Source organism: Streptomyces sp. NPDC017225 (genome assembly GCF_044331465.1).
Classification (GTDB): Bacteria; Actinomycetota; Actinomycetes; order Streptomycetales; family Streptomycetaceae; genus Streptomyces.
Genome location: NZ_JBIRNE010000025.1, coordinates 64,529 through 91,198 on the forward strand (window position 1 = coordinate 64,529; position 26,670 = coordinate 91,198).

21 protein-coding genes, 4 pseudogenes and 1 riboswitch are annotated in these 26,670 nt (G+C 73.3%); of the genes and pseudogenes, 16 read left to right on the plus strand and 9 right to left on the minus strand.

The window, feature by feature from the left end; all coding sequences use genetic code 11:
- The first annotated feature begins 53 nt into the window (after positions 1-53).
- The 5 genes and pseudogenes from ACH4NX_RS34170 to ACH4NX_RS34190 form a co-directional block, all read left to right on the plus strand.
- Positions 54-902, plus strand: coding sequence for an alpha/beta fold hydrolase (locus ACH4NX_RS34170; protein WP_351400045.1), 849 nt, complete (start codon positions 54-56; stop codon positions 900-902).
- Positions 899-2,476 carry an AMP-binding protein gene (locus tag ACH4NX_RS34175; RefSeq protein ID WP_351400043.1) on the plus strand — a complete coding sequence of 526 codons (1,578 nt, stop codon included), beginning with the start codon at positions 899-901 and terminating at the stop codon, positions 2,474-2,476. Before ACH4NX_RS34170 ends, ACH4NX_RS34175 begins: the two co-directional genes overlap by 4 nt.
- Positions 2,473-3,486 (plus strand): NAD-dependent epimerase/dehydratase family protein, encoded by a 1,014-nt coding sequence (locus ACH4NX_RS34180; protein ID WP_351400041.1) that lies wholly within the window; start codon positions 2,473-2,475, stop codon positions 3,484-3,486. Before ACH4NX_RS34175 ends, ACH4NX_RS34180 begins: the two co-directional genes overlap by 4 nt.
- Positions 3,483-3,743 carry an acyl carrier protein gene (locus ACH4NX_RS34185; RefSeq protein WP_351400039.1) on the plus strand — a complete coding sequence of 87 codons (261 nt, stop codon included), beginning with the start codon at positions 3,483-3,485 and terminating at the stop codon, positions 3,741-3,743. Before ACH4NX_RS34180 ends, ACH4NX_RS34185 begins: the two co-directional genes overlap by 4 nt.
- A gap of 117 nt (positions 3,744-3,860) precedes the next feature.
- A pseudogene (locus tag ACH4NX_RS34190) lies at positions 3,861-4,619 on the plus strand (beta-ketoacyl-[acyl-carrier-protein] synthase family protein); the annotation flags it as partial.
- Between the two features lie 422 nt (positions 4,620-5,041).
- Here the strand turns inward: ACH4NX_RS34190 and ACH4NX_RS34195 are convergent.
- Positions 5,042-5,800 (minus strand): hypothetical protein, encoded by a 759-nt coding sequence (locus ACH4NX_RS34195; RefSeq protein ID WP_398129806.1) that lies wholly within the window; start codon positions 5,798-5,800, stop codon positions 5,042-5,044.
- A 119-nt stretch (positions 5,801-5,919) separates the two neighbouring features.
- Here ACH4NX_RS34195 and ggt point away from each other — a divergent pair, with 119 nt between their 5' ends.
- Positions 5,920-7,758 carry a gamma-glutamyltransferase gene (gene ggt, locus ACH4NX_RS34200; protein ID WP_398129807.1) on the plus strand — a complete coding sequence of 613 codons (1,839 nt, stop codon included), beginning with the start codon at positions 5,920-5,922 and terminating at the stop codon, positions 7,756-7,758.
- Between the two features lie 15 nt (positions 7,759-7,773).
- Here ggt and ACH4NX_RS34205 read toward each other — a convergent pair whose 3' ends face one another.
- Both ACH4NX_RS34205 and map read right to left on the minus strand, forming a co-directional pair.
- Positions 7,774-10,302, minus strand: a complete 2,529-nt coding sequence (locus ACH4NX_RS34205) for an ATP-dependent Clp protease ATP-binding subunit (RefSeq protein WP_398129808.1) — start codon at positions 10,300-10,302, stop codon at positions 7,774-7,776.
- A 131-nt stretch (positions 10,303-10,433) separates the two neighbouring features.
- Positions 10,434-11,210: a type I methionyl aminopeptidase gene (gene map / locus ACH4NX_RS34210; protein WP_398129809.1), complete on the minus strand. Its 777-nt coding sequence runs from the start codon at positions 11,208-11,210 to the stop codon at positions 10,434-10,436.
- Positions 11,211-11,319: 109 nt separating this feature from the next.
- Here map and ACH4NX_RS34215 point away from each other — a divergent pair, with 109 nt between their 5' ends.
- From ACH4NX_RS34215 to ACH4NX_RS34245, 7 genes and pseudogenes are all read left to right on the plus strand, one after another.
- Complete coding sequence (locus tag ACH4NX_RS34215; RefSeq protein WP_345589810.1) at positions 11,320-11,571, plus strand: helix-turn-helix transcriptional regulator; 252 nt, start codon at positions 11,320-11,322, stop codon at positions 11,569-11,571.
- A gap of 192 nt (positions 11,572-11,763) precedes the next feature.
- Positions 11,764-12,606 carry a nitrilase-related carbon-nitrogen hydrolase gene (locus ACH4NX_RS34220; RefSeq protein ID WP_351400028.1) on the plus strand — a complete coding sequence of 281 codons (843 nt, stop codon included), beginning with the start codon at positions 11,764-11,766 and terminating at the stop codon, positions 12,604-12,606.
- Positions 12,603-13,886, plus strand: coding sequence for an aspartate aminotransferase family protein (locus tag ACH4NX_RS34225; RefSeq protein ID WP_351400026.1), 1,284 nt, complete (start codon positions 12,603-12,605; stop codon positions 13,884-13,886). The genes ACH4NX_RS34220 and ACH4NX_RS34225 overlap by 4 nt, the downstream gene beginning before the upstream one ends.
- A gap of 42 nt (positions 13,887-13,928) precedes the next feature.
- Positions 13,929-14,720 (plus strand): annotated as a pseudogene (locus ACH4NX_RS34230) (PucR family transcriptional regulator ligand-binding domain-containing protein); the annotation flags it as partial.
- Position 14,721: 1 nt separating this feature from the next.
- Positions 14,722-14,886: pseudogene (locus tag ACH4NX_RS34235) on the plus strand (acyltransferase); the annotation flags it as partial.
- A gap of 34 nt (positions 14,887-14,920) precedes the next feature.
- Complete coding sequence (gene hydA, locus ACH4NX_RS34240) at positions 14,921-16,324, plus strand: dihydropyrimidinase (RefSeq protein ID WP_351400024.1); 1,404 nt, start codon at positions 14,921-14,923, stop codon at positions 16,322-16,324.
- Positions 16,325-16,339: 15 nt separating this feature from the next.
- A complete protein-coding gene (locus ACH4NX_RS34245; RefSeq protein WP_398129810.1) occupies positions 16,340-17,362 on the plus strand; it encodes a TIGR03842 family LLM class F420-dependent oxidoreductase in 1,023 nt (340 codons plus the stop codon).
- A 97-nt stretch (positions 17,363-17,459) separates the two neighbouring features.
- On the opposite strand, the gene ACH4NX_RS34250 is transcribed toward ACH4NX_RS34245, so the two are convergent.
- Complete coding sequence (locus ACH4NX_RS34250) at positions 17,460-18,122, minus strand: hypothetical protein (RefSeq protein WP_351400020.1); 663 nt, start codon at positions 18,120-18,122, stop codon at positions 17,460-17,462.
- A gap of 322 nt (positions 18,123-18,444) precedes the next feature.
- Positions 18,445-19,467: a carboxymuconolactone decarboxylase family protein gene (locus ACH4NX_RS34255; RefSeq protein WP_398129811.1), complete on the minus strand. Its 1,023-nt coding sequence runs from the start codon at positions 19,465-19,467 to the stop codon at positions 18,445-18,447.
- A gap of 167 nt (positions 19,468-19,634) precedes the next feature.
- On the opposite strand from ACH4NX_RS34255, the gene ACH4NX_RS34260 reads away from it, so the two are divergent.
- A complete protein-coding gene (locus ACH4NX_RS34260) occupies positions 19,635-20,747 on the plus strand; it encodes a sensor histidine kinase (protein WP_398129812.1) in 1,113 nt (370 codons plus the stop codon).
- Complete coding sequence (locus tag ACH4NX_RS34265) at positions 20,744-21,418, plus strand: response regulator transcription factor (RefSeq protein WP_351400013.1); 675 nt, start codon at positions 20,744-20,746, stop codon at positions 21,416-21,418. The genes ACH4NX_RS34260 and ACH4NX_RS34265 overlap by 4 nt, the downstream gene beginning before the upstream one ends.
- Before the next feature lie 78 nt (positions 21,419-21,496).
- On the opposite strand, the gene ACH4NX_RS34270 is transcribed toward ACH4NX_RS34265, so the two are convergent.
- From ACH4NX_RS34270 to ACH4NX_RS34285, 4 genes are all read right to left on the minus strand, one after another.
- Complete coding sequence (locus ACH4NX_RS34270; RefSeq protein WP_398129813.1) at positions 21,497-22,561, minus strand: biotin/lipoate A/B protein ligase family protein; 1,065 nt, start codon at positions 22,559-22,561, stop codon at positions 21,497-21,499.
- Positions 22,562-22,751: 190 nt separating this feature from the next.
- Positions 22,752-23,537, minus strand: a complete 786-nt coding sequence (locus tag ACH4NX_RS34275) for an ABC transporter ATP-binding protein (protein WP_351400009.1) — start codon at positions 23,535-23,537, stop codon at positions 22,752-22,754.
- Complete coding sequence (locus ACH4NX_RS34280) at positions 23,534-24,649, minus strand: iron ABC transporter permease (protein ID WP_351400007.1); 1,116 nt, start codon at positions 24,647-24,649, stop codon at positions 23,534-23,536. The genes ACH4NX_RS34275 and ACH4NX_RS34280 overlap by 4 nt, the downstream gene beginning before the upstream one ends.
- Positions 24,646-25,674, minus strand: coding sequence for an ABC transporter substrate-binding protein (locus ACH4NX_RS34285; protein ID WP_398129814.1), 1,029 nt, complete (start codon positions 25,672-25,674; stop codon positions 24,646-24,648). The genes ACH4NX_RS34280 and ACH4NX_RS34285 overlap by 4 nt, the downstream gene beginning before the upstream one ends.
- A 62-nt stretch (positions 25,675-25,736) precedes the next feature.
- Positions 25,737-25,860, minus strand: a riboswitch (cobalamin riboswitch).
- Between the two features lie 283 nt (positions 25,861-26,143).
- Between ACH4NX_RS34285 and ACH4NX_RS34290 the strand changes: the two are divergent.
- Positions 26,144-26,670: pseudogene (locus ACH4NX_RS34290) on the plus strand (hypothetical protein); the annotation flags it as partial.

Consider the following 26,670-nt stretch of genomic DNA (forward strand, 5'->3'; position numbering starts at 1 on the left):
CCGCACCGCGACAGTTGTTGCCGGGCTACCCCGCCCCCCGTCACTGGCGGCGCGTGCCGGCCACCGGACAGCACTACCTCGACCTCGGCTCCGGACAACCGGTGCTCTTCCTGCACGGCAACCCGTCGTGGAGCTACGTCTGGCGCAAGCTGCTGCACCGGCTCTCCCCGCACGCCCGCTGCCTGGCACCCGACCTGCCCGGTTTCGGGCTGTCCCGGCACCTGCGGCCGGCGGACGGGGTTCCCGATCCCTACGAGGCCCAGCTGGAAGGGCTGGACATCCTCCACCGTCATCTGGTGCGCGACGAGGGTCTGCCCGAGCGCGGCTGGACGCTCGTCCTGCACGACTGGGGCGGCCCGCTCGGCGCCGCCTGGGCCCTGCGGCACCCGGGTGCGGTGGCCCGGCTGGTCGTCTGCAACACCGTGGCGTTTCCCTTCCCGGACGGCTTCCGGCTGCCGTTCTACCTGCGCTGGATCCGCGACCACCGGCCGGTCGCCGAACTCGTCCACCTCACCAACGCGTTCGCCCGCGTCGCCCTGCGCGCCGGGGTCCACCACCCACTGCCACCGGCCGAACGCAGGGCCTGCCTCGGGCCGTACGCCCGCCGCGCGGAACGCCGGGCGGTCATCGACGCCGTCCGGGCGATCCCCCGTGACCTCACGGACCCGGCATGGCGACTGCTCGAACCCCCCGCCGCCGGGCCAGGCCTGTCGGAACTGCCCCTGCTCATCGGCTGGGGCATGCGCGATCCCGTCTTCACCCCGGTACTGCTGGAGGAGTGGGTCCGCCGCTTCCCCCATGCCGCCGTGCACCGCTTCCCCGAGGCCGGGCACTTCGTGATGGAGGACGCCGCCGCCGAACTGGGCGACCGCGTCCGTGACTTCCTCCAGGGGGCCGCATGACCATGTCCGTTCCCGGTTTCGCCGCCCACCTGGGCGACCGGCCCGACGCGACCGCTCTCGTCCGGTGCCGCAAGGGCGCCTCCCGGACGACCAGCCGCGGCGAGCTGGTGCGGGACTGCCTCGCCATCGCGCAGGCCCTGCACGACGCCGGTGTGCGGCCCGGCCACAAAGCGGTCGTGATGACGCGCGACGCCTACGACCTGACCACCCTCTCGTACGCCCTCGGTGCCCTCGGCGCCGTCCCGGTCCTGATCGAACCGCGCGCCGAGGTGGGCCGCTGCCTGCGGGACGTCGCCCCGGACGTCTTCATCGGCGAACCCCTGGCCCACCTCGGACGCCGCGTCCTGGGGTGGGGCCGGCCACACGTCCGGATTCCCCTGGTCACCGCCGTCGCTCCGCGCCCGCTGGGGCGGCGGCTGACCCCGCGGGAGCCTGCCCGCGGCGGCCCGTCGCTCCGGACCCGGGAGCGCGACGGCGACGAGCTGGCCATGATCGCCTTCACCTCCGGCTCCACCGGGCGGCCCAAGGGCGCGGAGTACCGCCACGCCACGCTGACCGGGCAGCTCGACGCGCTGACGGCCCTGCTGGACCCGCGCCCCGACGACGTACTCCTCGCCGGATTCCTGCCCGTCGCGCTGCTCGGCCCGCTGCTGGGGCCGGCCACCGTCGTCCCGGCCGTGAACCATCTCGCTCCGGCCCGCACCCCGCCCGGGGAACTCGTCGGGCCGATCCTGAGGCACCGCGTCACCACAATCCTGGCGTCTCCCGCCGTTCTCGCCCTGATCGCCGGCCACTGCGCCCGCCACCGCGTCACCCTGCCGGCGGTCCGGCAGATCCTCTCCTTCGGCGCCCCGCTGCGCGTCCGCCTCGCCGACGCCCTGCGCACCGTCGTCCCGGACGACGCCGAGATCCTCAGTGTCTACGGCGCCACGGAGTGTCTGCCCGTCTCCGCGATCGGCGACCACGACCTGCGGGCCGCCCGCAGCCGGCCACCCGCCGGGCACGCCGGGACCTGCCTGGGCCGGCCGCTGCCCGGCATCCGCGCCCGGATCCTGGACGCCGACACCACCGGACTCGGCGAGATCGCCGTCACCGGCCCCACCGTGAGTCCCGCCTACCACGCGCGCCCCGACGCCGAAGCCGCCACCAAGAGCGTCACCGACCACGGCGTGCTGCACCGCACCGGAGACCTCGGACGGCTCGACGACCGGGGCCGGCTGTGGTTCCTCGGCCGCAAGGCCCACCTGGTCACCGGCACCGGCTTCACGCTGACCACCGAGGACCTCGAGGCCACGGCGGACACCGCGCCCGGCATCCGGCGCACCGCGCTCGTCGGGGTCGGCACGGCCCTGTGCCAGCTGCCCGTCCTGTGCGTGGAACCCCTGCGCGCCACCCCCCGCGCCACCGCCCTGGCAGCCGTACGCGCTGCCCTGAGCGATCACCCGGACGCGCACCGCGTCGGCGCCGTGCTGCTGCACCGCGGCTTCCCCACCGACCCCCGGCACAACTCCAAGATCGACCGTCTGCGACTGGCCGGCTGGGCCGCCGGGCGGCTGCGCGGGAGGCTCCGGTGAAGGTACTGGTCACCGGGGGAAGCGGCTTCCTCGGGCGGGAGATCTGCCGCCGGCTGAGCGCCCGCGGGATCGTCGTCTCCTCTTTGGGCCGCCGCCCCAGCAACGCGCTGGAACAGCTGGGCGTCCACCAGCACCTGGGCGATCTCGCCGACGCCGACGCGGTCTCCCGCGCCGTCGCCGGGTGCGACGCCGTCATCCACAACGCCGCGCTGGCCGGCGTCAGCGGCCCACCGCGCCCCTACTGGTCCACCAACGTCGTCGGCACCCGCCACGTGATCGGGCAATGCCGTGCCCACGGCGTACGCACGCTCCTCTACACCTCGACCGCCAGTGTCGCCTTCCGGCCCGGCGGCCTGGAAGACGTCACCGAGGACCTTCCCCCCGCCCTCTGCCACCTGACCGCCTACCCCGCCACCAAGGCCCGCGCCGAGGCCCTGGTACTGGCCGCGCACGGCCCCGAGCTCGCCACCGCCTCCCTGCGCCCGCACATCATCTGGGGGCCGGGCGACCCCCACTTCGCCCCCGCCCTCGCACGCGCCGTGCGGGCCGGCCGGCTGCTGATGCCCGGCGACGGCGGCAATCTCGTCGACACCACCCACGTCCGTACCGCCGCCCACGCGCACCTGCTCGCCCTGGACCGCCTGCGGCAGACACCGGCGGTGGGCGGCCGTGCCTACTTCATCAGCCAGGACGACCCGCGCCCCCTGAGGGAGATCACCGAGCAGTTCCTGCGGGCCGCCGGCATCGACGCCCGCTGGTGCGCCGTACCGCCCCGGCTCGCCACCGCGGCGGCCACCGTCAGCGACACCTTCCTGCGCACGGTCCGCAGCCCCCGCACCCACGCCCTGAGCCGCTTCCTGGTCGCGGAACTGCTGCATCCGCACCACTTCGACCTCACCGCGGCCCGCCGCGACCTGGGCTTCGCACCGCCGATCGGATTCGAGGCCGGGATCGCGGAACTCACCCGGCTCACCGCGCCCGCACCGAAAGACCGCGACGAGACGCCGTGACGGAAACCCACGACGCCGCCCGTTCCATCCTGACCAGCGCCTTCCGTGTCCCGGAGGAGGAGATCCAGCCCGGACTCACGCTGGAGCAACTGGACCTGGACTCGCTGGCCCTGACGGGACTGGCGCTCATCCTCCACGAACGGCTCGGCGTGAGGATCGACAGCGAGTACGCCTCCCGGGGCACGACCGTCGCCCAGGTCGCCGATCACCTCGACGCGCTGCGTACGGGGAGCACGGGGACGGTGACCTCCGAATGAGCAGGCCCGTCGCCGTCACCGGCCTCGGTCTGGTCACCGCCGCCGGAGAAGGCGCCGACGCCACCTGGGACGCGGTCTGCCGCGGCGTGGGCACCGCGGCCCGGCGCTGGCCGGCCTGCCCGCGGCCCCGCCCTCGCCCCGGCCACCGCCTGCGCCTCGGGCGCCACCGCCGTCACCGTGGCCCGCGATCCTCTCGCCACCGGCCGGTGCGACGTCGCGGTGGCCGGAGCCACCGAAGCCGCCCTCACTCCGCTGGTGTCCGCCGGGTTCTGGCGCATGGGTGCCCTGTCCCGGCGCGCCGGCGCGTCCCGGCCCTTCGCCGCCGACCGCGACGGTTTCGTCCTGGCGGAGGGAGCCGGAGTCCTCGTCCTGGAACGGACCGAGGACGCGACCACCCGCGGCGCCCGCACCCGCGCCCTGCTGGCGGGCCGCGGCAGTACCTCGGACGCCCACCGTCCCACCGCGCCCGCCCCGGAGGCCCGGGGCGCGGAGGCGGCTCTGCGCACCGCCCTGGCGGACGCGGGGCTGGCTCCGCGGGATGTCGACCACGTCAACGCCCACGGCACCTCCACGCCGCTGGGCGACGCGGGCGAGGCAGCCCTGATCGCCCGCGTCCTGCCGCACCGTCCCAGTGTCACGGCGCCCAAGGGCGTACTCGGTCACAGCCTGGGGGCGGCGGGCGCCGTCGAGACGGCGCTGACGGTGCTCACCCTCCAGCACCGTACGGTGCCGCCGATCGCGAACCCGGGTGCCCCGGCGCCCGAGTTCGGCATCGACTGCGTCACCGGGGAGCCCCGACGGCAGGAGGTCCGTACCGCCGTCAGCCACTCCTTCGGCTTCGGGGGCCACAACGTCGTCCTCGTCCTGACCAGGGCTGCCCGCGGTCCGATCACCCCGCCCGTGCCCGATCAACGCAACACTCGCACCACCGGCAACGGCACCACCAGCAGATGATGACGAGGTCATGGCTGCCTGAACTCACGTACGGCGAGCGGTGGCCGGACGCGGACCACCGGGTCGGCGCTGTCTGTCGGTCGGAGTCGTTCCGGGCCGCGTCGAGGGCGGGGCGGCGGTGAAGGCGAGCAGGAGCGCGGTCCGGTGGGCCCGACGGCCCGGGTGCCGCGGCTTTGGACGAGTGCCACGACCGACTCGTCGGCCCGGTACCTGTCCGGGAGCCGGGGGCCAGGCCCCGGAGGCACACGCGGGGAGCGGCCGGAGATCACCGCTGGCGCCGCGCGGCGGATCGGACGCCACGACGGGCCGTCCGCGGGTGAGGAGAAGTCAGCCGCGCGCCGGGCTCAGGCCCGGTGGGAGTTGCGGGGGGTGGGCGCCGGTGCCGGCAGGGGGCTCGTCGCCGCCCGGGTCACGTCCCCGACGAGCTCGACGACATCCGGTCCGTACGCCTGCGAGTTGACCACCTTCAGCAGCAGCACGAAGGAGTTGCCGCCGTGCTTGCGGGCCAGCTTCTCGTGGTGACGCGCGAGGTAGCGGGTGGCGGCCTGGTTGGTGATCGCGCGCTGGCCGCAGAACAGGAACGCGGGCCGGGCCTCGCGCCGCTCCCCGGCGGTGAGACGGGCCAGCAGCACGTACTCCGTGACGCCCGCGTCCATGCGGTAGCGCTCCCCGCCTATCTGGAAGGCGCCGCGGTCCGGTCCCGGTTCCGGATCGATGTTGATCCGCACCCCGGGCAGCATGGCCGCCATGTGGGCCACCATGCGCCGGTTCGACCCGGGACCGCCCACGCAGAACTCCGTGCGCTCGCCGAAGCCCTGATGGACCATGTCCTGCGTGACCACCTGCACGTGCGCGCCGCAGTTCTTGATCAGCGCGGACAGCTCCAGCAGCGCGAAGACGTCGAAGCGGTGGACCGCCGGTTCGGCGGCGGCGGGGTCCCGGTTGACGACCAGCAGCGACTCGGAACTGTCCGGCAGGCCGAAGAACGCCTGCTTGCGGCGGAGTCTCCGCTTCCACAGGTAGGTGCGGGTGAACCAGCCCAGCGCGGCGCTGATGCCGGCCGCGACCACGCCGAGGACGATGTTGCGTACGTCGTCAGTCATGGGCGCGCATGCTATCGGGCGTCGGCGCACCGGCGTTCGACGGGCCGCGGCGCACGTGCTCCTGACGCGGCCATGACGATCAACTAAGCTGCCCGAACGGCCCTTCCCTGGAGGTGCGGATGCGTCGCCCTGTCGCACGGAATCTGACGGTCCTGGCGGTCTCGACCGCCGTGGTGTCGGTGGGGGCGGCGGCGCCACCCGCCGCGACGGCGCCACCCGCCGCGACGGCGCCACCCGCCGCGCAGAGCAGACCCGCCGCCCCGAAGACACCGGTCGCCGTCGGGTACGGCGGCGCGGTCGCCAGCGTCGACGCCGACGCCTCGGCCGCCGGCATCGAGGTCCTGCGCAAGGGCGGCAACGCCGTCGACGCCGCCGTCGCCACCGCCGCCGCGCTCGGCGTCACGGAGCCCTACTCGGCCGGCATCGGCGGAGGCGGCTACTTCGTCTACTACGACGCCGAGTCCCGCACGGTGCGGACCATCGACGGCCGCGAGACCGCGCCGCTGACCGCGGACGAGAGCCTCTTCACGGAGAACGGCGAGCCGCTCGCCTTCGCCGACGCCGTCAGCAGCGGCCTCGCCGTCGGCACCCCGGGCACACCCGCCACCTGGCAGTCCGCCCTCGACAAGTGGGGCACCCGGAAGCTCGGCTCGGTGCTCAAGCCCGCCGAGCGCCTGGCCCGGCACGGCTTCACCGTCGACGACACCTTCCGCTCCCAGACCGCCGCCAACGAGCGGCGTTTCCGCTACTTCCCGGCCACCGCCGAGCTGTTCCTGCCGGGCGGCGACCTCCCCGTCGTCGGTTCCACGTTCAAGAACCCGGACCTGGCGCGCACGTACAAGGAGCTGGCCCGCGAGGGCGTCGGCGCGATCTACCACGGCGAGCTCGGCGAGGACATCGTCGCCACCGTCAACGAGCCGCCCGTCGACCCGGACTCCGGCTGGGACGCCCGCCCCGGCGACCTGTCCGCCGAGGACCTCGCGGCCTACGAGGCCAAGTTCCAGGCGCCCACCAGGACCTCGTACCGCGGTCGGCACGTCTACTCCGTCGCGCCCTCCTCCTCCGGCGGCACCACGGTCGGCGAGGCCCTCAACATCCTCGAGCGCACCGACCTCTCCAAGGCGAGCAAGGCCCGGTACCTGCACCGCTTCATCGAGGCGAGCCGCATCGCGTTCGCCGACCGCGGGCGCTGGCTCGGCGACCCGGCCTTCGAGGACGTACCGACGAGGGAACTGCTGTCCCAGCGGTACGCCGACTCGCGCGAGTGCCTGATCAAGGACGACGCGGTGCTCACCAGCCCCCTCGCGCCCGGCGACCCCCGGCACCCCGCCCCCTGCGCGGGCGGCGGTACGGCGGCGCCGACGACGTACGAGGGCGAGAGCACCACGCACCTGACGGTGGCCGACAAATGGGGGAACGTCGTCGCCTACACGCTCACCATCGAGCAGACCGGCGGCAGCGGCATCACCGTGCCCGACCGCGGCTTCCTGCTCAACAACGAGCTGACGGACTTCTCCTTCGCGCCGGCCAACCCGGCCGTCCACGATCCGAACCTGCCCGGCCCCGGCAAGCGCCCGCGGTCCTCGATCGCGCCGACCATCGTCCTGGACCAGCACCACAGGCCGGTCGTGGCGGTCGGCTCACCCGGCGGCTCCACCATCATCACCACCGTGCTCCAGACGCTCACCGGCGTCATCGACCGCGGGCTCCCGCTCGCCGACGCGATCGCGGCCCCGCGCGCCAGCCAGCGCAACACCGCGCAGACCGAACTGGAACCCGGTCTCCACGACAGCGGCGTGCGGGAGGAGCTGGAGGCCCTCGGGCACTCCTTCAAGCAGACCCCGGAGATCGGCGCGGCGACCGGAGTGCAGCGGCTGCCGAACGGCAGGTGGCTGGCCGCCGCCGAGAAGGAACGACGTGGCGGCGGCTCGGCGATGGTCGTCGAACCAGTGCGCTAGCCAGGCCTGTCCGACTCACAGCTCGGGGACGGGCCGCTCGGGCGTCCGGAAGGCCAGCCGCCCGTCCTCGACGTCGACCGTCACCCGGCCGCCCTCCGCGATACGGCCGTCCAGCAGCAGCCGGGACAGTTCGTTGTCGACCTCGCGCTGGATGGTGCGGCGCAGTGGTCGCGCGCCGTACTCGGGCTGGTAGCCGCGCTCGGCGAGCCAGTCCACGGCCGCGTCGGTGAAGTCGACCGTGACGCCCTGCGCGTGCACCATGCGGCGGGTCTGCTCGAGGAGCAGGCTGGTGATCTGCCGCAGCTGCTCGCCGCTGAGCTGGCGGAAGACGACGATCTCGTCGATGCGGTTGAGGAACTCGGGCCGGAAGTGCTCGCGCAGCGGGCGCAGCACCTGCTCGCGCCGGGCTTCCTCGTCCGCATCCGAGCCGCCGGCGCCGAAGCCGATGCCCGCACCGCGCCGGGTGATCACGTCGGAGCCCAGGTTGCTGGTCATCACGACGACCGTGTTGCTGAAGTCCACCGTCCGGCCCTGCGAGTCGGTCAGGCGCCCGTCGTCGAGCACCTGGAGCAGGATGTTGAAGACGTCCGGGTGCGCCTTCTCCACCTCGTCCAGCAGGAGCAGCGAGTACGGGTGCCGGCGTACCACCTCGGTGAGCTGACCGGCCTCCTCGTGTCCGACGTAGCCGGGCGGGGCGCCGACCAGACGGCTGACGGTGTGCCGCTCCTGGTACTCGCTCATGTCGAGCCGGACCATCCGCTCCTCGCTGCCGAACAGCGCCTCGGCCAGCGCGCGGGCCAGCTCGGTCTTGCCGACGCCGGTCGGGCCGAGGAAGAGGAAGCTGCCGATGGGCCGGTCGGGGCTGGCGAGCCCGGCGCGGGAGCGCAGTACGGCGTCGGCGACGACCCGTACGGCCTCCTCCTGGCCCACCACCCGCTCGTGCAGGTGGGACTCCAGGCCCAGCAGGCGGTCCTTCTCCTCCTGGGTGAGGCTGCTGACCGGGATGCCGGTCAGCCGTGACACCACCTCGGCGATGGACTCGGTGCCGACGACCAGGTTCAGGCCCTCGTCGGCCTCGCCGCCGCCGTCGGCCTCGGTGATCCGCTGCTTCAGCTCGACGATCCGGTCGCGCAGCTGGGTGGCCTGTTCGTAACTCTCGTCCGCGACCGCCTGGTCCTTGTCCCGGACCAGCTGGTCCACCTCGCGCTCCATGGCCCGTACGTCCGTGCCCTTGGTGCGGGCCCGCAGCCGCACCCGGGCGCCCGCCTGGTCGATCAGGTCGATGGCCTTGTCCGGCAGCCGCCGGTCGGTGAGGTAGCGGTCGGACATCTCCACGGCCGCCACCAGCGCCTCGTCGGTGTAACGGACCTGGTGGTGGGCCTCGTAGCGGTCGCGCAGGCCGCGCAGGATCTCGATCGCGTCCGCGGTGGTGGGCTCCGGGACCAGGATCGGCTGGAAGCGGCGGGCGAGGGCCGCGTCCTTCTCGATCCGGCGGTACTCCTCCAGCGTGGTGGCACCCACGATGTGCAGCTCGCCGCGGGCCAGGGCCGGCTTGAGGATGTTCCCGGCGTCCATCGAGCCGCCCTCGCCGCCACCGCCCGCGCCGACGACGGTGTGCAGCTCGTCGATGAAGATGATCAACTGGTCGGAGTGGGCGCGGATCTCGCCCACGATGTTGTTCATCCGCTCCTCGAAGTCGCCCCGGTAGCGGGTGCCGGCGACCACGCCGGTCAGGTCCAGCGCGACCACCCGGCGCCCGACCAGCACGTCGGGGACGTCGCCGTCCGTGATGCGCTGAGCCAGCCCCTCCACGACGGCGGTCTTGCCGACCCCCGCGTCACCGATGAGGACCGGGTTGTTCTTGCCGCGGCGGGAGAGCACCTCCACGGTCTGCTCGATCTCCTCCTCGCGCCCGATCACCGGGTCGATCCGGCCCTGCTGGGCCAGTTCGGTGAGGTCGCGGCCGTACTTGTCCAGGGTCGGCGTGTTGGTGGTCCGCGGCCCCTCCGTGCGGGCCTTCGCGGCGTCCGGTGCCTCCGTCGGCAGACCGGAGGGGGCGAACCGGGCCGCGTTCAGGATGTGCCCGGCGGCCGAGTCCGGGTTGGCGGCCAGGGCGCTGAGCACGTGCTCCGGGCCGATGTACCCGGTGCCGGTCGACCGGGCCAGCTCGTGCGCGTCCAGCAGGGCGCGCTTGACGGCCGGGGTCAGGGAGAGCGAGGTCGGAGGCGGCACCTCACCGGGCGGGTGCTGCACCGGGCCGCTCCGCTCGTCGATCTGCGAGGCCATCGAGTCGGGATCGGCACCGGCCCGGCTGAGCAGGCCCCGGGTCGGCTCGGTGGAGAGCGCGGCCCGCAGCAGGTGCTCGGTGTCCAGGTCCCGGCTGCCGTGCTCGGCGGCGTACTGGGCGGCGCCGCGCACCAGCTCCCGGGCGGGCTGGCTGAGCAGCCGCCCGATGTCGATCTGCCTCGGCCTGGGCCCGCCGAAGAAGCGTGCCAGGAATTCCGCGAACGGGTCACCCTCCGGGCCCATGAAGCCGCTGCTCATCGTTTCCGGTCCTCCGCTGCTTCGCTGATCGACGTGCCGGGGCCGGGTAACCCGGGCGGGGTGAGCTCATGCCCAACATGACACGTTCTGTTCCGGCGGGCATGTGCGGGAACCCCGGGCCCCGGCCCGTCTCAGAGGCCGTCCCGCGAGGTCAGGACGCGCGGACCGGCCTCGGTGATCGCCACCGTGTGCTCCACGTGCGCCGCCCGGGAGCCGTCGTTCGTGCGCAGGGTCCAGCCGTCCGGGGCGGGGTGGTAGTCGTCCCGGCCGCTGCTGATCAGCATCGGCTCGATGGCGATGACCATGCCGTGCCGCAGGGGCAGCCCGCGTCCCGGCCGGCCCTCGTTGGGGACCCCGGGGTCCTCGTGCATCTGCCGGCCGATGCCGTGGCCGCCGAAGTCCTCCATGATGCCGTAGCCGGCCCCCCGGCAGACCGTGCCGATGGCGTGCGCGATGTCCCCGACGCGGTTGCCGACGACGGCCGCGTCGATGCCCGCCGCGAGGGCCCGCTCGGCGGCCTCGATCAGCGTCACGTCCGCCGGGCGCGGGGTGCCCACGACGAAGCTGACCGCCGAGTCGCCGGCCCAGCCGTCCAGGGTGGCGCCGCAGTCGATGGAGACGAGGTCGCCGTCGCGCAGCCGGTAGCCGTCGGGGATGCCGTGCACGATCGCGTCGTTCACCGACGCGCAGATGACGCCCGGGAACGGCGCCGGCGCGAAGGAGGGCCGGTAGCCGAGGAACGGCGAACCGGCGCCCGCCTCCCGCAGCACCTCGTGGGCCACCGCGTCCAGCTCCAGCAGGGACACGCCCACGTCCGCGGCCCGCCGTACGGCGGTCAGGGCGCGCGCGACGACCTGGCCGGCCGCGTGCATGGCGTCGATCGATGTGTCTGTCTTCAGTTCCACCATGCCAATTACTATACCGGTATTTGAATTGGATTCCCGCCGTGGCCCGCGTCACCGGATCTCCTGGTTCCCGTACCGGTCCGGTAAGGGAAACCGGTATTAGAATGACGGCATGGTACGCACCCCCCTGACCCCCGAAGAGCGTGAACGCGGTGAGCGCCTCGGGCGGCTGCTCCGCGCGGCCCGCGGCGACCGGAGCATGACGGAGGTCGCGGCCGAGGCCGGGATCTCCGCCGAGACCCTGCGCAAGATCGAGACCGGCCGGGCGCCCACCCCGGCGTTCTTCACGGTGGCCGCGCTGGCCCGCGCGCTGGGGCTCTCCATGGACGAGCTGGCGGGGTGGTGCGCGCTCGCGGGCGTGTGAGCGCCGGGCGGCGGCGTCCGTCCCAGCCGCCCCACCGGCCACTCCACTCACCCGCAGGAGTGCGAAAACCGGTCGACACCGCGCCGTGGCGACGATGGTCTTGGCAAGCCCCCGTGGCCAGGCTTACCTTCGACCCCCTACGGCCTGCTCTACGGGCGTAGAGGCTCTGACGTCGTGTCGAAGGAGCAGCTCATGGCCAACGTCGTACGTGCCGCTCTCGTCCAGGCCACCTGGACCGGCGACACCGAGTCCATGGTGGCGAAGCACGAGGAGCACGCCCGCGAGGCGGCCCGGCAGGGGGCCGGGATCATCGGCTTCCAGGAAGTCTTCAACGCCCCCTACTTCTGCCAGGTGCAGGACCCCGAGCACTACCGCTGGGCCGAGCCCGTGCCCGACGGCCCGACCACCCGCCGTATGCGGGCCCTCGCCCGCGAGACCGGCATGGTGATCGTCGTCCCCGTCTTCGAGGTCGAGCAGTCCGGCTTCTACTACAACACCGCGGCCGTGATCGACGCCGACGGCACCGTCCTCGGCACGTACCGCAAGCATCACATCCCGCAGGTCAAGGGCTTCTGGGAGAAGTTCTACTTCCGGCCCGGCAACCTCGGCTGGCCGGTCTTCGACACCGCCGTCGGCAAGGTCGGCGTCTACATCTGCTACGACCGGCACTTCCCCGAGGGCTGGCGGCAACTCGGCCTCGGCGGCGCCCAGCTCGTCTACAACCCCTCCGCCACGCACCGCGGCCTCTCCGCCCACCTGTGGCGGCTCGAACAGCCCGCGGCGGCCGTCGCCAACGAGTACTTCGTCGCCGCGATCAACCGCGTCGGGCAGGAGGAGTACGGGGACAACGACTTCTACGGGTCGTCGTACTTCGTCGACCCGCGCGGGCAGTTCGTCGGCGAGACGGCCAGCGACACCAAGGAGGAACTCGTCGTCCGGGACCTCGACTTCGCCCTCATCGACGAGGTGCGGCAGCAGTGGGCCTTCTACCGCGACCGACGCCCCGACGCCTACGAAGGGCTGGTGCGGCCGTGACCAGGGACCTGTTCGGCCGGCACCGCGCCGTCCTGCCCGACTGGCTCGCCCTGTACTACGAGGACCCGCTGGAGATCACCCACGGCGAGGGCCGCCGGGTATGGGACGCCGCCGGCAACACGTACCTCGACTTCTTCGGCGGCATCCTCACCACGATGACCGCCCACGCCCTGCCCGAGGTGACCAAGGCGGTGAGTGAGCAGGCCGGGCGGATCATCCACTCGTCCACGCTCTACCTCAACCGGCCGATGGTCGAACTCGCCGAGCGCGTCGCCCACGTCTCCGCCATCCCGGACGCCCGCGTCTTCTTCACCACCTCCGGTACCGAGGCCAACGACACCGCCCTGCTGCTCGCCACCGCCCACCGGCGCAGCAACACGATCCTGGCGATGCGCAACAGCTACCACGGCCGCTCCTTCAGCTCGGTCGGCATCACCGGCAACCGCGGCTGGTCCCCGACCTCGCTCTCCCCGCTCCAGACGCTCTACGTGCACGGCGGCGTGCGCACCCGCGGCCCCTACGCGCACCTGGACGACCGGGACTTCGTCGACGCCTGCGTCGAGGACCTCGAGGACCTCCTCGGCCACACCCGCCCGCCCGCCGCGCTGATCGCCGAACCCGTGCAGGGCGTCGGCGGCTTCACCTCTCCGCCGGACGGCCTGTACGCCGCGTTCCGCGAGGTGCTGCACGAGCGGGGCATCCTGTGGATCGCCGACGAGGTGCAGACCGGCTGGGGCCGCACCGGCGAGCACTTCTGGGGCTGGCAGGCCCACGGGCGCAGCGGCCCGCCGGACATCGTGACCTTCGCCAAGGGCATCGGCAACGGCATGTCCGTCGGCGGTGTCATCGCCCGCGCCGAGATCATGAACTGCCTGGACGCCAACAGCATCTCCACCTTCGGCGGCACCCAGGTCACCATGGCGGCCGGCCTCGCCAACCTCACCTACCTGCTGGAACACGACCTCCAGGGCAACGCCCGGCGCGTCGGCGGACTGCTCATCGAACGGCTGCGGGCCGTCGCGGCCCGGGTGCCGCACGTACGCGAGGTACGCGGGCGCGGGCTGATGATCGGCGTCGAGCTGGCCCGGCCCGGCACCGACGAGGCCGTACCCGAGGCGGCGGCCACCGTGCTGGAGGAGGCCCGCGCGGGCGGCCTGCTCATCGGCAAGGGCGGCGGCCACAACACCAGCGTCCTGCGCATCGCCCCGCCGATGTCCCTCACCGTCGCGGAGGCCGAGGAGGGCGCCGCGATCCTCGAACGCGCCCTGCGGAGCATTTGACAGCCGTACACCGGCCGTGCAACGAGCGGAGGGACCGCCGCCATGACCTCTACCTCGGAGACCTCGAAGGCCTCGGAGACCTTTCACGCCTCGAAGGCTCCGGAGACCTCGAAGGCTCCGGAGCAGCAGGTCTGGGAACCCGCCCTGTCGGTCCGCCAGGTCCTCGGCCTGGAGCGGGTGCTCGCCGGGCAGCCCGAGGTGGTGGCCGGCGCGCACCGGCTCGACCGGCCCGTGCGCTGGGTGCACGTCGCCGAGGCGGCCGACGTCGGAGTGATGCTCAGCGGCGGCGAGATGGTGCTCACCACCGGGGTGCTGCTCGCCGGCGACGAGGACAGGCAGGGCGAGTACATCCGCTCCCTGCACCGCGCGGAGGCCGCCGCCGTCGTGCTCGGACTCGGCCGTGCCTTCCCCACCCCGCCGGAGGTGATGCGCCGGGCGGCCGAGCGGTGCGGACTGCCCCTGGTCGTCCTGCACCGGCCCTTCCCCTTCGCCGAACTGACCGAGGAGGTGCAGTCCCGGCTGCTGCGGCGCAAGTTCGCCGCCGTCAGCCTCTCCGAGGCCGTACGCACCGAACCGACCGGTCTGATCACCGCGGGCGCCCCGGTGCAGCGCCTCCTCGACGAGGTGGCCCGGCACGGCGGCTGCCCGGTCGTCGTCACCAACCTCGCCCACCGCGTCCTCGCCACGGCGGGGGCGCGGCCCGCGGTCGACGACGTGCTCCGGGACTGGGAGCGCATCGCCCGCCAGGCCGGTGCCGGGACGGCCGACGGCTGGATCCGCGCCGAGCTGAGCGGCCGCGGGGAGCGCTGGGGGCGGCTGGTGCTGTGCGGCTACCTTCGTCGACCCCGGGGCGCGGTTCGTCGGCGAGGTCGCGAGCGACAAGGAGAGCGAACTCGTCGTCCGGGACCTCGACATGGGCAAGCCGCGCGAGGTCCGCGACCGCTGGCAGTTCTACCGCGACCGGGCGCCGGGCGCCTCCTCCCCGCTGACCGCGCCCTGACCGACCGGGGCTCTGAGAAGGAGGGAACAGCAGCATGAGCAGCCGTACCGTCATCCGCGGCGGCCTCGTCGTCACCGCGTCCGACGAACTCCACGCCGACGTCCTGATCGAGGACGGCCGCGTCGCCGCCCTCGCCGCGTCCGGCACCCCGGCCGCCGAGGCCTTCACGGCCGGGCACAGCATCGACGCGACCGGGAAGTACGTCATCCCCGGAGGCGTCGACGGCCACACCCACATGGAGATGCCCTTCGGCGGCACCTACGCCGCCGACACCTTCGAGACCGGCACCAGGGCCGCCGCCTGGGGCGGTACGACCACGATCGTCGACTTCGCCGTCCAGGGCGTCGGGCACTCCCTGCGTTCCGGCCTGGACGCCTGGCACGCCAAGGCCGAGGGCAACTGCGCGATCGACTACGCCTTCCACATGATCGTCTCCGACGTGAACCAGAAGACGCTCAAGGAGATGGACCTGCTGGTGGAGGAGGGCGTCACCTCCTTCAAGCAGTTCATGGCCTACCCCGGCGTGTTCTACTCCGACGACGGCCAGATCCTGCGCGCCATGCAGCGCGCCGCCGGCAACGGCGGCCTGATCATGATGCACGCCGAGAACGGCATCGCGATCGACGTCCTGGCCGAGCAGGCCCTCGCCCGCGGCGAGACCGACCCGCGCCACCACGGCGAGGTCCGCAAGGCCCTCCTGGAGGCCGAGGCGACCCACCGCGCCATCAAGCTCGCCCAGGTCGCCGGCGCGCCCCTGTACGTCGTGCACGTCTCCGCGACGGAGGCGGTCGCGGAGCTGACCCGGGCCCGCGACGAGGGCCTGAACGTCTTCGGCGAGACCTGCCCCCAGTACCTCTTCCTGTCCACCGACAACCTCGCCGAGCCCGGCTTCGAGGGCGCCAAGTACGTGTGCAGCACCCCGCTGCGCCCGCGCGAGCACCAGGCGGCCCTGTGGCGGGGCCTGCGGACCAACGACCTCCAGGTGGTCTCCACCGACCACTGCCCCTTCTGCTTCAGCGGCCAGAAGGAGCTGGGCCGGGGCGACTTCTCCAAGATCCCCAACGGCATGCCGGGCGTCGAGAACCGCATGGACCTGCTCCACCAGGCCGTCGTCGACGGGCACATCACCCGGCGCCGCTGGATCGAGATCGCCTGCGCCACCCCGGCCCGCATGTTCGGCCTCTACCCGAAGAAGGGCACCATCGCGCCCGGCGCCGACGCCGACGTGGTCGTCTACGACCCGCACGCCGAGCAGGTCATCTCCGCCGAGACCCACCACATGAACGTCGACTACTCGGCGTACGAGGGCAGGCGGATCACCGGCCGGGTGGAGACCGTGCTCTCGCGCGGCGTACCGGTCGTCACCGAGCGGGAGTACACCGGGCGCAAGGGCCACGGCGTCTACACCCCGCGCGCCACCTGCCAGTACCTGAACTAGCTAGGAGCCGCGCCCATGGACTTCGGACTCGTCCTGCAGACCGACCCACCCGCCTCCCGCGTGGTCGACCTGATGAAGCGGGCGGAGGACAACGGTTTCAGCCACGGCTGGACCTTCGACTCCTCCGTGCTGTGGCAGGAGCCGTTCGTGATCTACAGCCAGATCCTGGCCCACACCACGACACTGAAGGTCGGCCCGATGGTCACCAACCCGGGCACCCGCACCTGGGAGGTGACCGCCTCCACCTTCGCCACCCTCAACGACATGTTCGGCAACCGCACCGTCTGCGGCATCGGCCGCGGCGACTCCGCGATGCGCGTCGCCGGCCGCAAACCCAGCACCCTGGCCCGCATCAGCGAGTCCATGCGGGTCATCCGGGCACTGGGCAGGGGAGAGGAGGCCGACCTCGGCGGCGGCACCGTCGTCAGGTTCCCCTGGATCAAGCCGGGCGCCGAAGTGCCCGTGTGGATGGCGGCCTACGGCCCCAAGGCGCTGAGGATGACCGGCGAGGAGGCCGACGGCTTCATCCTCCAGCTCGCCGACCTCTACCTGACCGAGTACATGGTCAAGGCAGTCAAGGACGCCGCCGTCGCCGCCGGACGGGACCCTTCCGAGGTGACCGTCTGCGTCGCCGCACCGGCCTACGTCACAGCGGACGACTCGCCCGAGGCACTCGCCCACGCGCGCGAGCAGTGCCGCTGGTTCGGCGGCATGGTCGGCAACCACGTCGCCGACCTGGTCGACAAGTACGGCGAGCACTCCGCCGCCGTCCCCGGCGAACTCACCGACTACATCGAGGCCCGCGAGGGCTACGACTACGCCCACCACGGACGCAGCGGCAACCCCGACACCCGGTTCGTGCCGGACGAGATCGTCGACCGGTTCTGCCTGATCGGGCCGGCCGAGAAGCACATCGAGAAGCTGAACGCCCTGCACGCCCTCGGCGTCGACCAGTTCGCGCTCTACGACATGCACGACGCGCGGGAAGCCGTGATCGACGCCTACGGCACGAAGATCATCCCGGCTGTCAACGCCTGACGCGCTCCCTCCCCCTTCCCCGCCTCGGGGGAGGGGGACCAGGCCGCACCCGCGCACCCTCTCGGCACCGCTGGCCGACAGCCGTCCCGGTGCCTCCTCAGCCCTGACCGTTCTCCAGGGCGGCCACCGCCTCCTTGGCCGCCTGGATGGCACCCTTGTTGATCGTCTCCGTAGTCGGTGCCTTCTTCGACTCGAAGTCGCTGCCGTTGTACGTGATCATCACCAGGGCGTTGGACGCGCGGACCAGCACGGTGCCCTCGCGCGTCTGCTGCTTGTCCTCGGTGGTGAGGTTCACGACGGAGTAGGCCGCGTCGCCGAGCCCCGGGACCTCACCTCCGCCGCTCCGGTCGGCGACCCGCTCCTTGTACGACTTCAGTGCCGCCTCGTCCGAGGCCATCACCTCGTAGGAGACGTCGAGCCACCGGTAGTCGTACCCCTTGAGGGCGTTCCAGGAGCAGGTGCGGCGGGCGTCGGTGTCCGTCGACGGGATCTCCTTGCCGTCCGCCTTCGCGCCCGGAACCAGTGAGCCGACCGTCTTGCCGGCCAGGCTCTCGCAGGGCGCCGGGGCGGCGGCGTACGTCTTCGTCACCGCCTCGGTCGCCGGCGCGGAGGCCGACCGGTTCGTGGTGTCGGGCGGCGTCTTGTCCTTGGCGGCCGGTGAGGAGTCCGGCCCGGACGACAGCGCCCAGCCCGCCGTGGCGAGCACGGCGACCGGCGCCAGACGCGCGGTCAGGGCGAGCGGCAGGGGAAGAGAACGCACGGCGCACTTCTCGTGGGGGATGGTGCGGGGGGCCCGCACAGCGGACGGGACGCCAGTCTCACACGAGTCCCCGTGGGGCGGAAGGGCGAACTCGGTGCGTGGCCGCCCGGTGACGCAGACGAAGGGGAACGCCCGGTCCGGACGAATCGGGACGCGGGGAGCGCGCCGCCCGGAACGGGCGACAGCAGGAACTCGACGGGGCCACGCGCGTCCCGCCCCCGGGCCGCCTCGACTGCGCGCGGGCCGACCACTCCCTCCTCGTGCCCGGGCGGGACCTCGGACGGGGCGAGCGCCCGCGCCTCGGGCGGACGGACGAGCACGGTCATGAGGTCTCCGTGGTGGGCGATGGGGTGGCCCGGGCGGCGGGCGCGTTCAGGGCGGTCTCGACGCGGTCCACGGCGGCGAACGCGCCGTACGCGACCAGGTGCACCAGGCAGTGGTCGGTGTGCTCGGGCCGGCGCCACGCCGCGACGTCCGCGTCCGTGATCCGGTACGGCGCGAGCGCGGCCAGCAGCGCCAGCCGCGCGCCGGGCCGCTCCCGCCGGTCGGGGAACGGGTCCGGTGTGAGGGGCGGATGGGACCCGTCCCAGGCGCGCAGGGTGGTGCGTACGAGGGCCTGGTCGTCGGCGTCGAGGAGGCCCGCGCCCATCGTGGCGGTGCTGCTCAGTGCCGCGTAGGCGGGGCCGACCGGCGTGCCCGCCGCCCACGCCGGCCCCGGGCCGGGGTCGTCGAGCAGGGGCAGGGAGGCGCCGGGGACGGCCGGGCGGCGCACGGTACGGGACAGCGACCGGCCCGCCAGGCTCCGCACCGGCCGCAGCCGCTGCGCGTCGGCCGGGAGGAGTTTCTCGGCCACCAGGGCCGACACGATCCGGTTGATGAAGTGGAAGGCCAGCACGGTGCCGAGATAGCCGGGAACCTCCGCGCGGGGGAACGGGTACGGCTCCCGCGCGGCCCCCGGGACCCGGGTGCGCCGCGCCCAGTCGAGCACGCGCGCGTGCCGCTCGTCCGCCGGCTCCTGGCCCCGGGCCAGCCGCTCGGCCAGGGCGTGGTCGCCGGTCGCGTGCAGCAGCATGGTGTGCGCGTCCACGCAGAACCGGCACTTGTTGGCCTGCGACACCCCGAAGGCGGCGACCTCCTTGCCGGTCCGGCCGCCGGGGCCGGCGATCAGGGACTCGCGCATCAGCGCCCAGGCCGGGGCGACGAGTTCGGGTGCGGAGGAGAGGACCACGAACGGGGCGGGCTCGGGGATGCCGAAGTCCCGCGCGGCCTGTGCGTAGACCTCGGCGACGCGGCCGGTGGCCGCTTTCGGAGGCAGGGGTCCGGTGTGACGGAAGGGTGTGGGCATGGACAGCAGCGTGCGCCGCCGGGGTGCCGGTGGTCGTCGTACGGGCGGATGCGGTCGGCGCTGCGCCGCCGAGGCCCGGTCCCAAGGGGCACTACTTCGCCGGGAGTAGTCCGCAAGCCGTCCACAGGGCCGACGCGGCCGTCGGCGGAGCCGTCTAGGGTGCGGACATGAGTGGGCGTCGGATCGATCGTGGACGGCTCGCCGACGTGATCCTCGCGGTCGTGGTCGGTGCCCTCGGCATGACCGTCGCCGCCTTCGACGACGACACCGGGGCGCTCGACCACGTGCTCATCGCCCTCGCCTCCGCGGCGCTCGCCTTCCACCGCGCCGCCCCGCGCGCGGTGCTCGCCGTCGCCACCGGGCTCGGCACGGCGTACGTCCTGCACGCCCATCCCGGGCCGCTTGCCGCGCTGCCCGTTCTGGGAGCCGTGCACACCGCGGCCCGGGTCGGCCACCGGGGCGTCGCGGCGGCCGGCGGCGCGGTGTTCCTGGCCGGGTACGTGGCCACCGGCCCCGGGACCCAGGACGTGGCCGAGCGGGCCGGGCTGCTCGCCGGCTGGTTCCTGTGCGCGGTGGTGACCGGGCTCGCCGACCGGAACTGGCAGGCGTACCTGCGCCAGACCGAGCAGCGCGCCCTGGAGGCGGAGCGCACCCGGGAGGAGGCGGCCCTGCGCCGGGCCGGCGAGGAACGCCTGCGCATCGCAAGGGAGTTGCACGACTCACTCACCCACAGCATCTCCATCGTCAAGCTCCAGGCGGGCGTCGCCGTCCACCTGGCCCGCAAGCGCGGCGAGGAGGTGCCGCCCGCGCTGCTCGCCATCCAGGAGGCCAGTGGCGAGGCGATGCGCGAGCTGCGCTCCGCGCTCCAGGTGCTTCGCGCCGACGAACCGACCGGAACCCCGGCGCTGCTCGTGGAGCGGGCCCGCGCGGCCGGTCTGGCCGTCGGCCTGACGGTCACCGGCGACGAGCGCCCCCTGCCGCAGGCCCTCGGCCGCGCCGCCTACCGCATCGTCCAGGAAGCGCTCACCAACGCGGCACGCCACGCGGGACCGGCGAAGGTGATGGTCCGGATCGACTACGGCGCGGGAAACCAGGGGGAGTTGACCATAGACGTGGACGACGACGGAGCCGCCGAGCCGGGCCGCCCACCGGTGCCGGGCACCGGCCTGACCGGCATGCGGGAACGCGTGACGGCCCTCGGCGGAACCCTGTCCGCCGCCCCGCGCGCGGAGGGCGGCTTCTCGGTGCGGGCCCGGCTGCCGCTGGGGGAGACGGTATGAGCGAGGTGGCCCTGAGGGTGGCGCTCGTCGACGACCAGGCGCTGATGCGCGCCGGCTTCCGGGCGCTCCTCGACGCGGAGGACGGCATCGAGGTGGTCGGCGAGGCCGCCGACGGCGAGCAGGGCGTGGCACTGGTGCGGGCGCAGGTGCCCGACGTGGCGCTGGTCGACGTGCAGATGCCCGTGATGTCGGGCATCGAGGCGACCCGCCGTATCGCCGCCGACCCGGCCCTCGCCGCCGTCCGCGTGGTCATCCTCACCAACTACGGCCTGGACGAGTACGTCTTCGACGCCCTGCGGGCGGGAGCGAGCGGTTTCCTCCTGAAGGACACCGAGCCGGCCGACCTGCTCCAGGCCATCGAGGTGGTGGCGCGAGGGGAGGCGCTGCTCTCCCCGTCGGTCACCCGCACCCTGATCGGCGAGTTCGTCTCCCGGCCCCCGGACCGGGCCACCGCCCCGGGCCTGGACCGCCTCACCCGGCGCGAACGCGAGGTCACCGCGCTCGCCGCCCACGGCCTCAGCAACGAGGAGATCGCCGCACACATGGTGATCAGCCCACTGACCGCCAAGACGCACATCAGCCGGGCGATGACCAAGCTGGGCGCCCGGGACCGGGCACAGCTCGTGGTGTTCGCCTACGAGTCGGGCCTGGTGGAGGCACGCCACCGGTAGGTGATGCCGCGCCGTCGTCAGGTGATGCCGCGCCTCCCCCGGGAGATGTACGCCGCCGTCAGGAGACACGCGCCACGGTCAGGGGACTCGCGCGGTCCACTCGGCGGAACCGAACTTGGCGCGGGCCAGCTCCCGTGCCCGGGTCAGCTCCTCGTCGGTCACCTTGCCCCGGCACAGCCCGTACCGGCCGCCGAACGACTCGATCATGCGCTCGATGACGGCCTCCCGGGCCAGCCCGGTCTGCCGGCGCAGCGGATCCACCCGCTTCTTCGCGCTCTTGATGCCCTTGTCGGACATCTTCTCCCGCCCGATGCGCAGCACCTCGAGCATCTTGTCGGCGTCGATGTCGTACGACATGGTCACGTGGTGCAGTACGGCGCCGGGGCCGCCGTCCGGCCCCACGACGCGCTTCTGCGCGGCACCCGCGATCTTGCCCTGGTCGGTGGCGATGTCGTTCAGCGGCTGGTACCAGGCGCGGATCCCCAGCTCGCCGAGCGCGCCGAGCACCCAGTCGTCGAGGTACGCGTAGCTGTCCTGGAAGGAGAGCCCCTGCACCAGCGCCTCCGGCACGGACAGCGAGTAGGTGATCGTGTTGCCGGGCTCCACGAACATGGCGCCGCCGCCGGAGATCCTGCGTACCACCTCGATGCCGTGGCGGGCGGCGCCCTCGGCGTCCACCTCGTTGCGCAGCGACTGGAAGCTGCCGATGATCACCGCCGGGGCGCCCCACTCCCACACCCGCAGCGTCGGCGGACGCCGGCCCGCGGCGACCTCGGCGGTCAGCACCTCGTCCAGCGCCATGTGCAGGGCCGGGGGCTGCGGGCCCTCGTGGATCAGCTGCCAGTCGTAGTCCGTCCAGTCGGTGGCGCGCGCCAGGGCGCGGCGTACGGCGATGCCGACGGCCTCCGAGGTCAGCCCGTACATCACGGTGCCCTCGGGCAGCGCCGCGTCGATCCGCGCGGCGAGTCCCGCCGCGTCCGTGGAGGAGGGGGCGCCCTCCAGGGCCTTGTTGATCGACAGGATCGCCTCGTCGGGCTCCAGGAAGAAGTCCCCGGCGACTGTCACGTCACGGAGGACGCCTTCCCCGGCGTCCAGGTCCACGACGACCAGCTTGCCGCCGGGCACCTTGTATTCGCCATGCACGGCTTCGTTCCCTTCCAGTGCGCGGCGTGGATCCCGGGCCTGTTGCTCCGGCATCCGGACAAGACGCGCACATGCTTCGTATCGCACCCTAATGCCCGCTCGCGACGAGCGGCCACGCGGCGGTCGGTGCCGGAGGGGCGGGGCGGGATCGCCGCCGTGCCCTCGGTGGAGTCACCGCCCGCCGGGCCCGTCAGACGTGCCGCTGTCCGGGGAGGAACGTCACCTGCGGGGCGCCTGTCCGCGGATGGGTGGCGACTTCCGCCTCCACCCCGTACACCTCGGCCAGCAACCGGGGCGTGAGGACGGCGCCGGGCGGGCCGGACGCCGTGATCGCGCCGTCGCTCAGGACGTAGAGGCGGTCGCAGTAGTAGGCGGCGAGGTTGAGGTCGTGCAGGGCCAGCAGCACCGTCGCGGGCAGCCGGCGCAGTACGCCGAGCACCCCCAGCTGGTGGCGGATGTCGAGATGGTTGGTGGGTTCGTCGAGGACCAGCAGGGTGGGCTGCTGGGCGAGGGCTCGGGCGATGAGCACCCGCTGGCGTTCGCCGCCGGAGAGCCGGTCGAAGGGGCGGTCGGCCAGGTGGGCGACGTCGGCCTCGAAGAGCGCCGAGTCGACGAGACCGGCGTCCTCGGGGGTGTCGCCGTCGAGAAGCCGTTTGTGCGGGGTGCGCCCCATGGCCACGACCTCGCGGACGGCGAGGTCGAAGTCGGCGGCCGAGTCCTGCACCACCGCCGCCACCGTCCGGGCCAGCCGCCGCACCGGCATGGACCAGGCGTCGCTCCCGTCGACCAGGACCTGGCCGGTGTCCGGGCGCAGCACGCGGTAGACGGCGCGCAGGAGGCTCGACTTGCCGCTGCCGTTGGGACCCACCAGCCCGATGGTCTCGCCCGGGCGGGCCGTCAGGGAGACGTCGCGCACCAGGTGGCGGGCTCCGGCGGTGAGCGTGACGCCGTCGACGGAGAGTTCGGTCGCGGTCATGCCACTCCTCGGTCGGTGCCGCGCCGGGCGTCCCGGCGCATCAGCCACAGGAAGAACGGGCCCCCGCACAGGGCCGTGAGCACGCCGACGGGTATCTCCATCGGTGCGGCGACCGTCCGTGCGGCGATGTCGGCCCAGATGAGGAAGACCGCACCGCCCAGTGCCGCCGTCGGCAGTACCCGGCGGTGGTCGCCGCCGACGAACAGGCGCACGATGTGCGGCATCATCAGGCCGACGAAGCCGATCGGCCCGGCCGCCGCGACCAGTACGCCCGTGACGAGGGAGAGCAGGACGAACAGCCGGGCGCGGAACCGGGCCACGTCCAGTCCCATCGTGGTGGCGGCCTCCTCGCCGGTCAGCAGCAGGTTCAGGTTGCGTGCCTGCACCATGAGGACGCCGATGCCGAGCAGCAGGGCCGCGCTCGGCAGCCACAGGGTGTCCCAGCCGACGCCGCCGAGGCCACCGAGGGTCCAGGCCAGGACCGCGCGGGCCTCGTTGCCCCGGTCGGTGGTGAGCAGCAGCAGATCGAGTACCGCGGTGAGCACCGCCGCGATCGCCACCCCGGACAGCACCAGCCGCGTGGAGCTGATGCGGCCGCCGGTGCGCGCGGTGGCGTAGACGAGCAGCAGCGCGCCGAGCGCGCCCACGAACGCGGCCACGGACAGGGAGAGCGGCCCGAACAGGGTGACGCCGAACACGATCACGGCGACCGCTCCGAGGGACGCCCCGGAGGAGACGCCCAGCAGGTAGGGCTCGGCGAGCGGATTGCGGACCAGGGCCTGAAGGGCGGTGCCGATGACCGCCAGTCCGGCACCGATGACCGCGCCGAGCAGCACCCGGGGTGCCCGCACGTCCACCACGATGGTCTCCCGGGCCCGCGACCAGCCCGGCTCCTGCCAGTCGGCACCCAGCGCGTGCGTCACGATGCCCCACACCTGACCGGGCGGAACCTGGACGGAGCCGATCGCCAGCCCCGCCGCGGCGGAGACCAGCAGCAGGGCGGTGAGTACGAACAGCGTGACGGCCAGCCCCGTACGCCCCGCTCCCGGCTTGGAGGTCCTTTGCCGCTGCGCCGTCCGCTCGGCGGGGGAGCCGACGGCGGCCTGGGTCACCGGAAGCTCTCGGGGTGCAGTCCGCGGGCCAGGCCGTCGACCGCGTGGGCCGAGCGGATGCCGACCAGGGTGGCGGTCAGCGGCAGGACGACGAACCGCTCGTTCCTGACGGCGGGTACGTCGGCGAGCGCGGGCTGGGAGAGCAGGAACCGCTTCTTCCGCTCGACGCTTCCGGCGCCGGCGTAGTCGTAGATGGCGATGACCTCGGGCTTGCGTGCCACGACCTGCTCCCAGGAGACGTCACCGAAGACGTCGTCGAGGTCGGCGAAGATGTTCTCGCCGCCGGCCAGCCGGATCAGTTCGGTGCCCAGGCTCTTGCCGCCCGCGGTGAAGGCGGCCTTGTCGCCGCTGTCGTAGACGAAGACGGGCACCTCGGGCTCGCCACCGACGGCGGTGGCGGCCTCGTCGACGCGGCCCTCCAGGTCGGCGACCAGTTCGTCGGCCCGGTCCGGGACACCGAAGATCCTGCCGATGGTGCGGATCTCGTCGTAGGTGTCCTGCATCGTCACCCGCTTCTCGCCGCAGTACTCGCGGTTGAGGTGGGTGTCGATCCCGGCGTCGGCGAACGCCTCGCGGGAGCGGCCCTCGTTCTCGTCGAAGGCGCTGCCGTAGCCGCCGTAGACGAGGTCGGGTTCGGCGTCCAGGACGGTCTCGAAGGACGGTTCCCTCTCCGCCAGTTCCGGGACGGACTCGTAGTCCTTCCTCAGCTCGGGCAGGACGGCGGAGTCGGGGAAGGCGGTGCCGATCATGCGGTCCCTCAGACCGAGGGCGAGCATGAGTTCCGCCGGGTGCTGGTGGATGGTGACCACCCGGGACGGCGGTTTGTCGTACGTCGTCCTCACGCCGCAGTTGTCGATGGTGACGGGGAAGCCGTTGGCCGACGACGCCGCGGCCTTCGGATCCTGTGCGGTGCCGGCCGACGAGCCGCAGCCGGCCAGCAGAGCCGCGACCGCGGACAGGGCGACGGCCGCGGCGTGCGGAGACCGGCGCCGTCGGGCAGGGGAGAACAGAGGGGCATGGGGCATGCCGTGGTACACGTAGAGCCTCCTGTGGAGTCCGCGCTCCTCGGAATGGGCCCGCGACGGACCAGTGTCCTGACTCCCGGATCGACGCTCCCTCCGCCTTCCCGCGCGGCGCGCAGTGGCATGTCGAGAGGGTGTACTCCCCGGTCACAGTGGCGGGACCGTGCCGGATTCGCACCGGCTTCCTGTCTCCCGTCGCGGCGATGACCAGGTGATCCTACGGTCCCCCGAGCCGGCGGCGAAAGGGCGTGCGGACCCCGCCGCCGAAGACGTCCACGCGGCCGGGGTACGCCTCCTCGGCAGTCCGCGGCAGCTCCACGGCGCCGAACACGAACCCGTCGGCGTGGCCCGCGTCAGCCGTCCGGTCTCTGGCCGGATATCGCCTCAGAGGTTCGTCGTCCCTTCAGCAAGACTTGTTGCCCCACGCCACATGCGCACCGCTGCCGCGGTGGCCCGTGCCCGGGAGGCCCTGATGCTGTCAGACGCGAGGCCGGACGAGGGCGGGGCCGCGAGCCCGTCCGGGCGGCGAAGGGTTTCCGGCGACCGTGTCGCTCTCCGTGGTGACCTGCGGTCCGCTCTGCCGGACGCCTCCGCGGCGGTGGTGGTCACGGCGCTCGTGTTCGTCCTGTTGTGGGCGCGTATGGAGTCGGGTGCTTCGGGCACTGTCGCGGTCATGCCGTTCATGGACGATGCCGGGACGTACTGGATGTACCTGCTCAGCCAGGCGTTCGGCTGGTCGGGACTGTTGTGGGCCTGGGGCACGGTCGTGCTCGGGCTGCTGCTGTCGGGGCCGCGGCCGGCCCGGCTGCCGGTCTCCCGGCAGGTGCTGGAGCGTTGGCACCGCACCACGAGTCTGACGACGATGGCCCTGATGTTCGCGCACGCGCTGATGTTCGCGGCGGAGCTGGTGCGTTACGAGACGAAGCTGGCGTGGGCGGAGCGGTTGTGGGTGGGCTTCGCGGATTCCTTCGTGCCGGGTTGGTACGACTCCGGGACCGG

Coding starts and splice junctions, on each gene's coding strand:
- ACH4NX_RS34175 (WP_351400043.1), top strand. CDS start 899: ATGACCATGTCCGTTCCCGGTTTCGCCGCCCACCTGGGCGACCGGCCC.
- ACH4NX_RS34195 (WP_398129806.1), bottom strand. CDS start 5,800: ATGACTGACGACGTACGCAACATCGTCCTCGGCGTGGTCGCGGCCGGC.
- ggt (WP_398129807.1), top strand. CDS start 5,920: ATGCGTCGCCCTGTCGCACGGAATCTGACGGTCCTGGCGGTCTCGACC.
- ACH4NX_RS34205 (WP_398129808.1), bottom strand. CDS start 10,302: ATGAGCAGCGGCTTCATGGGCCCGGAGGGTGACCCGTTCGCGGAATTC.
- map (WP_398129809.1), bottom strand. CDS start 11,210: ATGGTGGAACTGAAGACAGACACATCGATCGACGCCATGCACGCGGCC.
- ACH4NX_RS34215 (WP_345589810.1), top strand. CDS start 11,320: ATGGTACGCACCCCCCTGACCCCCGAAGAGCGTGAACGCGGTGAGCGC.
- ACH4NX_RS34220 (WP_351400028.1), top strand. CDS start 11,764: ATGGCCAACGTCGTACGTGCCGCTCTCGTCCAGGCCACCTGGACCGGC.
- hydA (WP_351400024.1), top strand. CDS start 14,921: ATGAGCAGCCGTACCGTCATCCGCGGCGGCCTCGTCGTCACCGCGTCC.
- ACH4NX_RS34245 (WP_398129810.1), top strand. CDS start 16,340: ATGGACTTCGGACTCGTCCTGCAGACCGACCCACCCGCCTCCCGCGTG.
- ACH4NX_RS34255 (WP_398129811.1), bottom strand. CDS start 19,467: ATGCCCACACCCTTCCGTCACACCGGACCCCTGCCTCCGAAAGCGGCC.
- ACH4NX_RS34260 (WP_398129812.1), top strand. CDS start 19,635: ATGAGTGGGCGTCGGATCGATCGTGGACGGCTCGCCGACGTGATCCTC.
- ACH4NX_RS34265 (WP_351400013.1), top strand. CDS start 20,744: ATGAGCGAGGTGGCCCTGAGGGTGGCGCTCGTCGACGACCAGGCGCTG.
- ACH4NX_RS34275 (WP_351400009.1), bottom strand. CDS start 23,537: ATGACCGCGACCGAACTCTCCGTCGACGGCGTCACGCTCACCGCCGGA.
- ACH4NX_RS34285 (WP_398129814.1), bottom strand. CDS start 25,674: ATGCCCCATGCCCCTCTGTTCTCCCCTGCCCGACGGCGCCGGTCTCCG.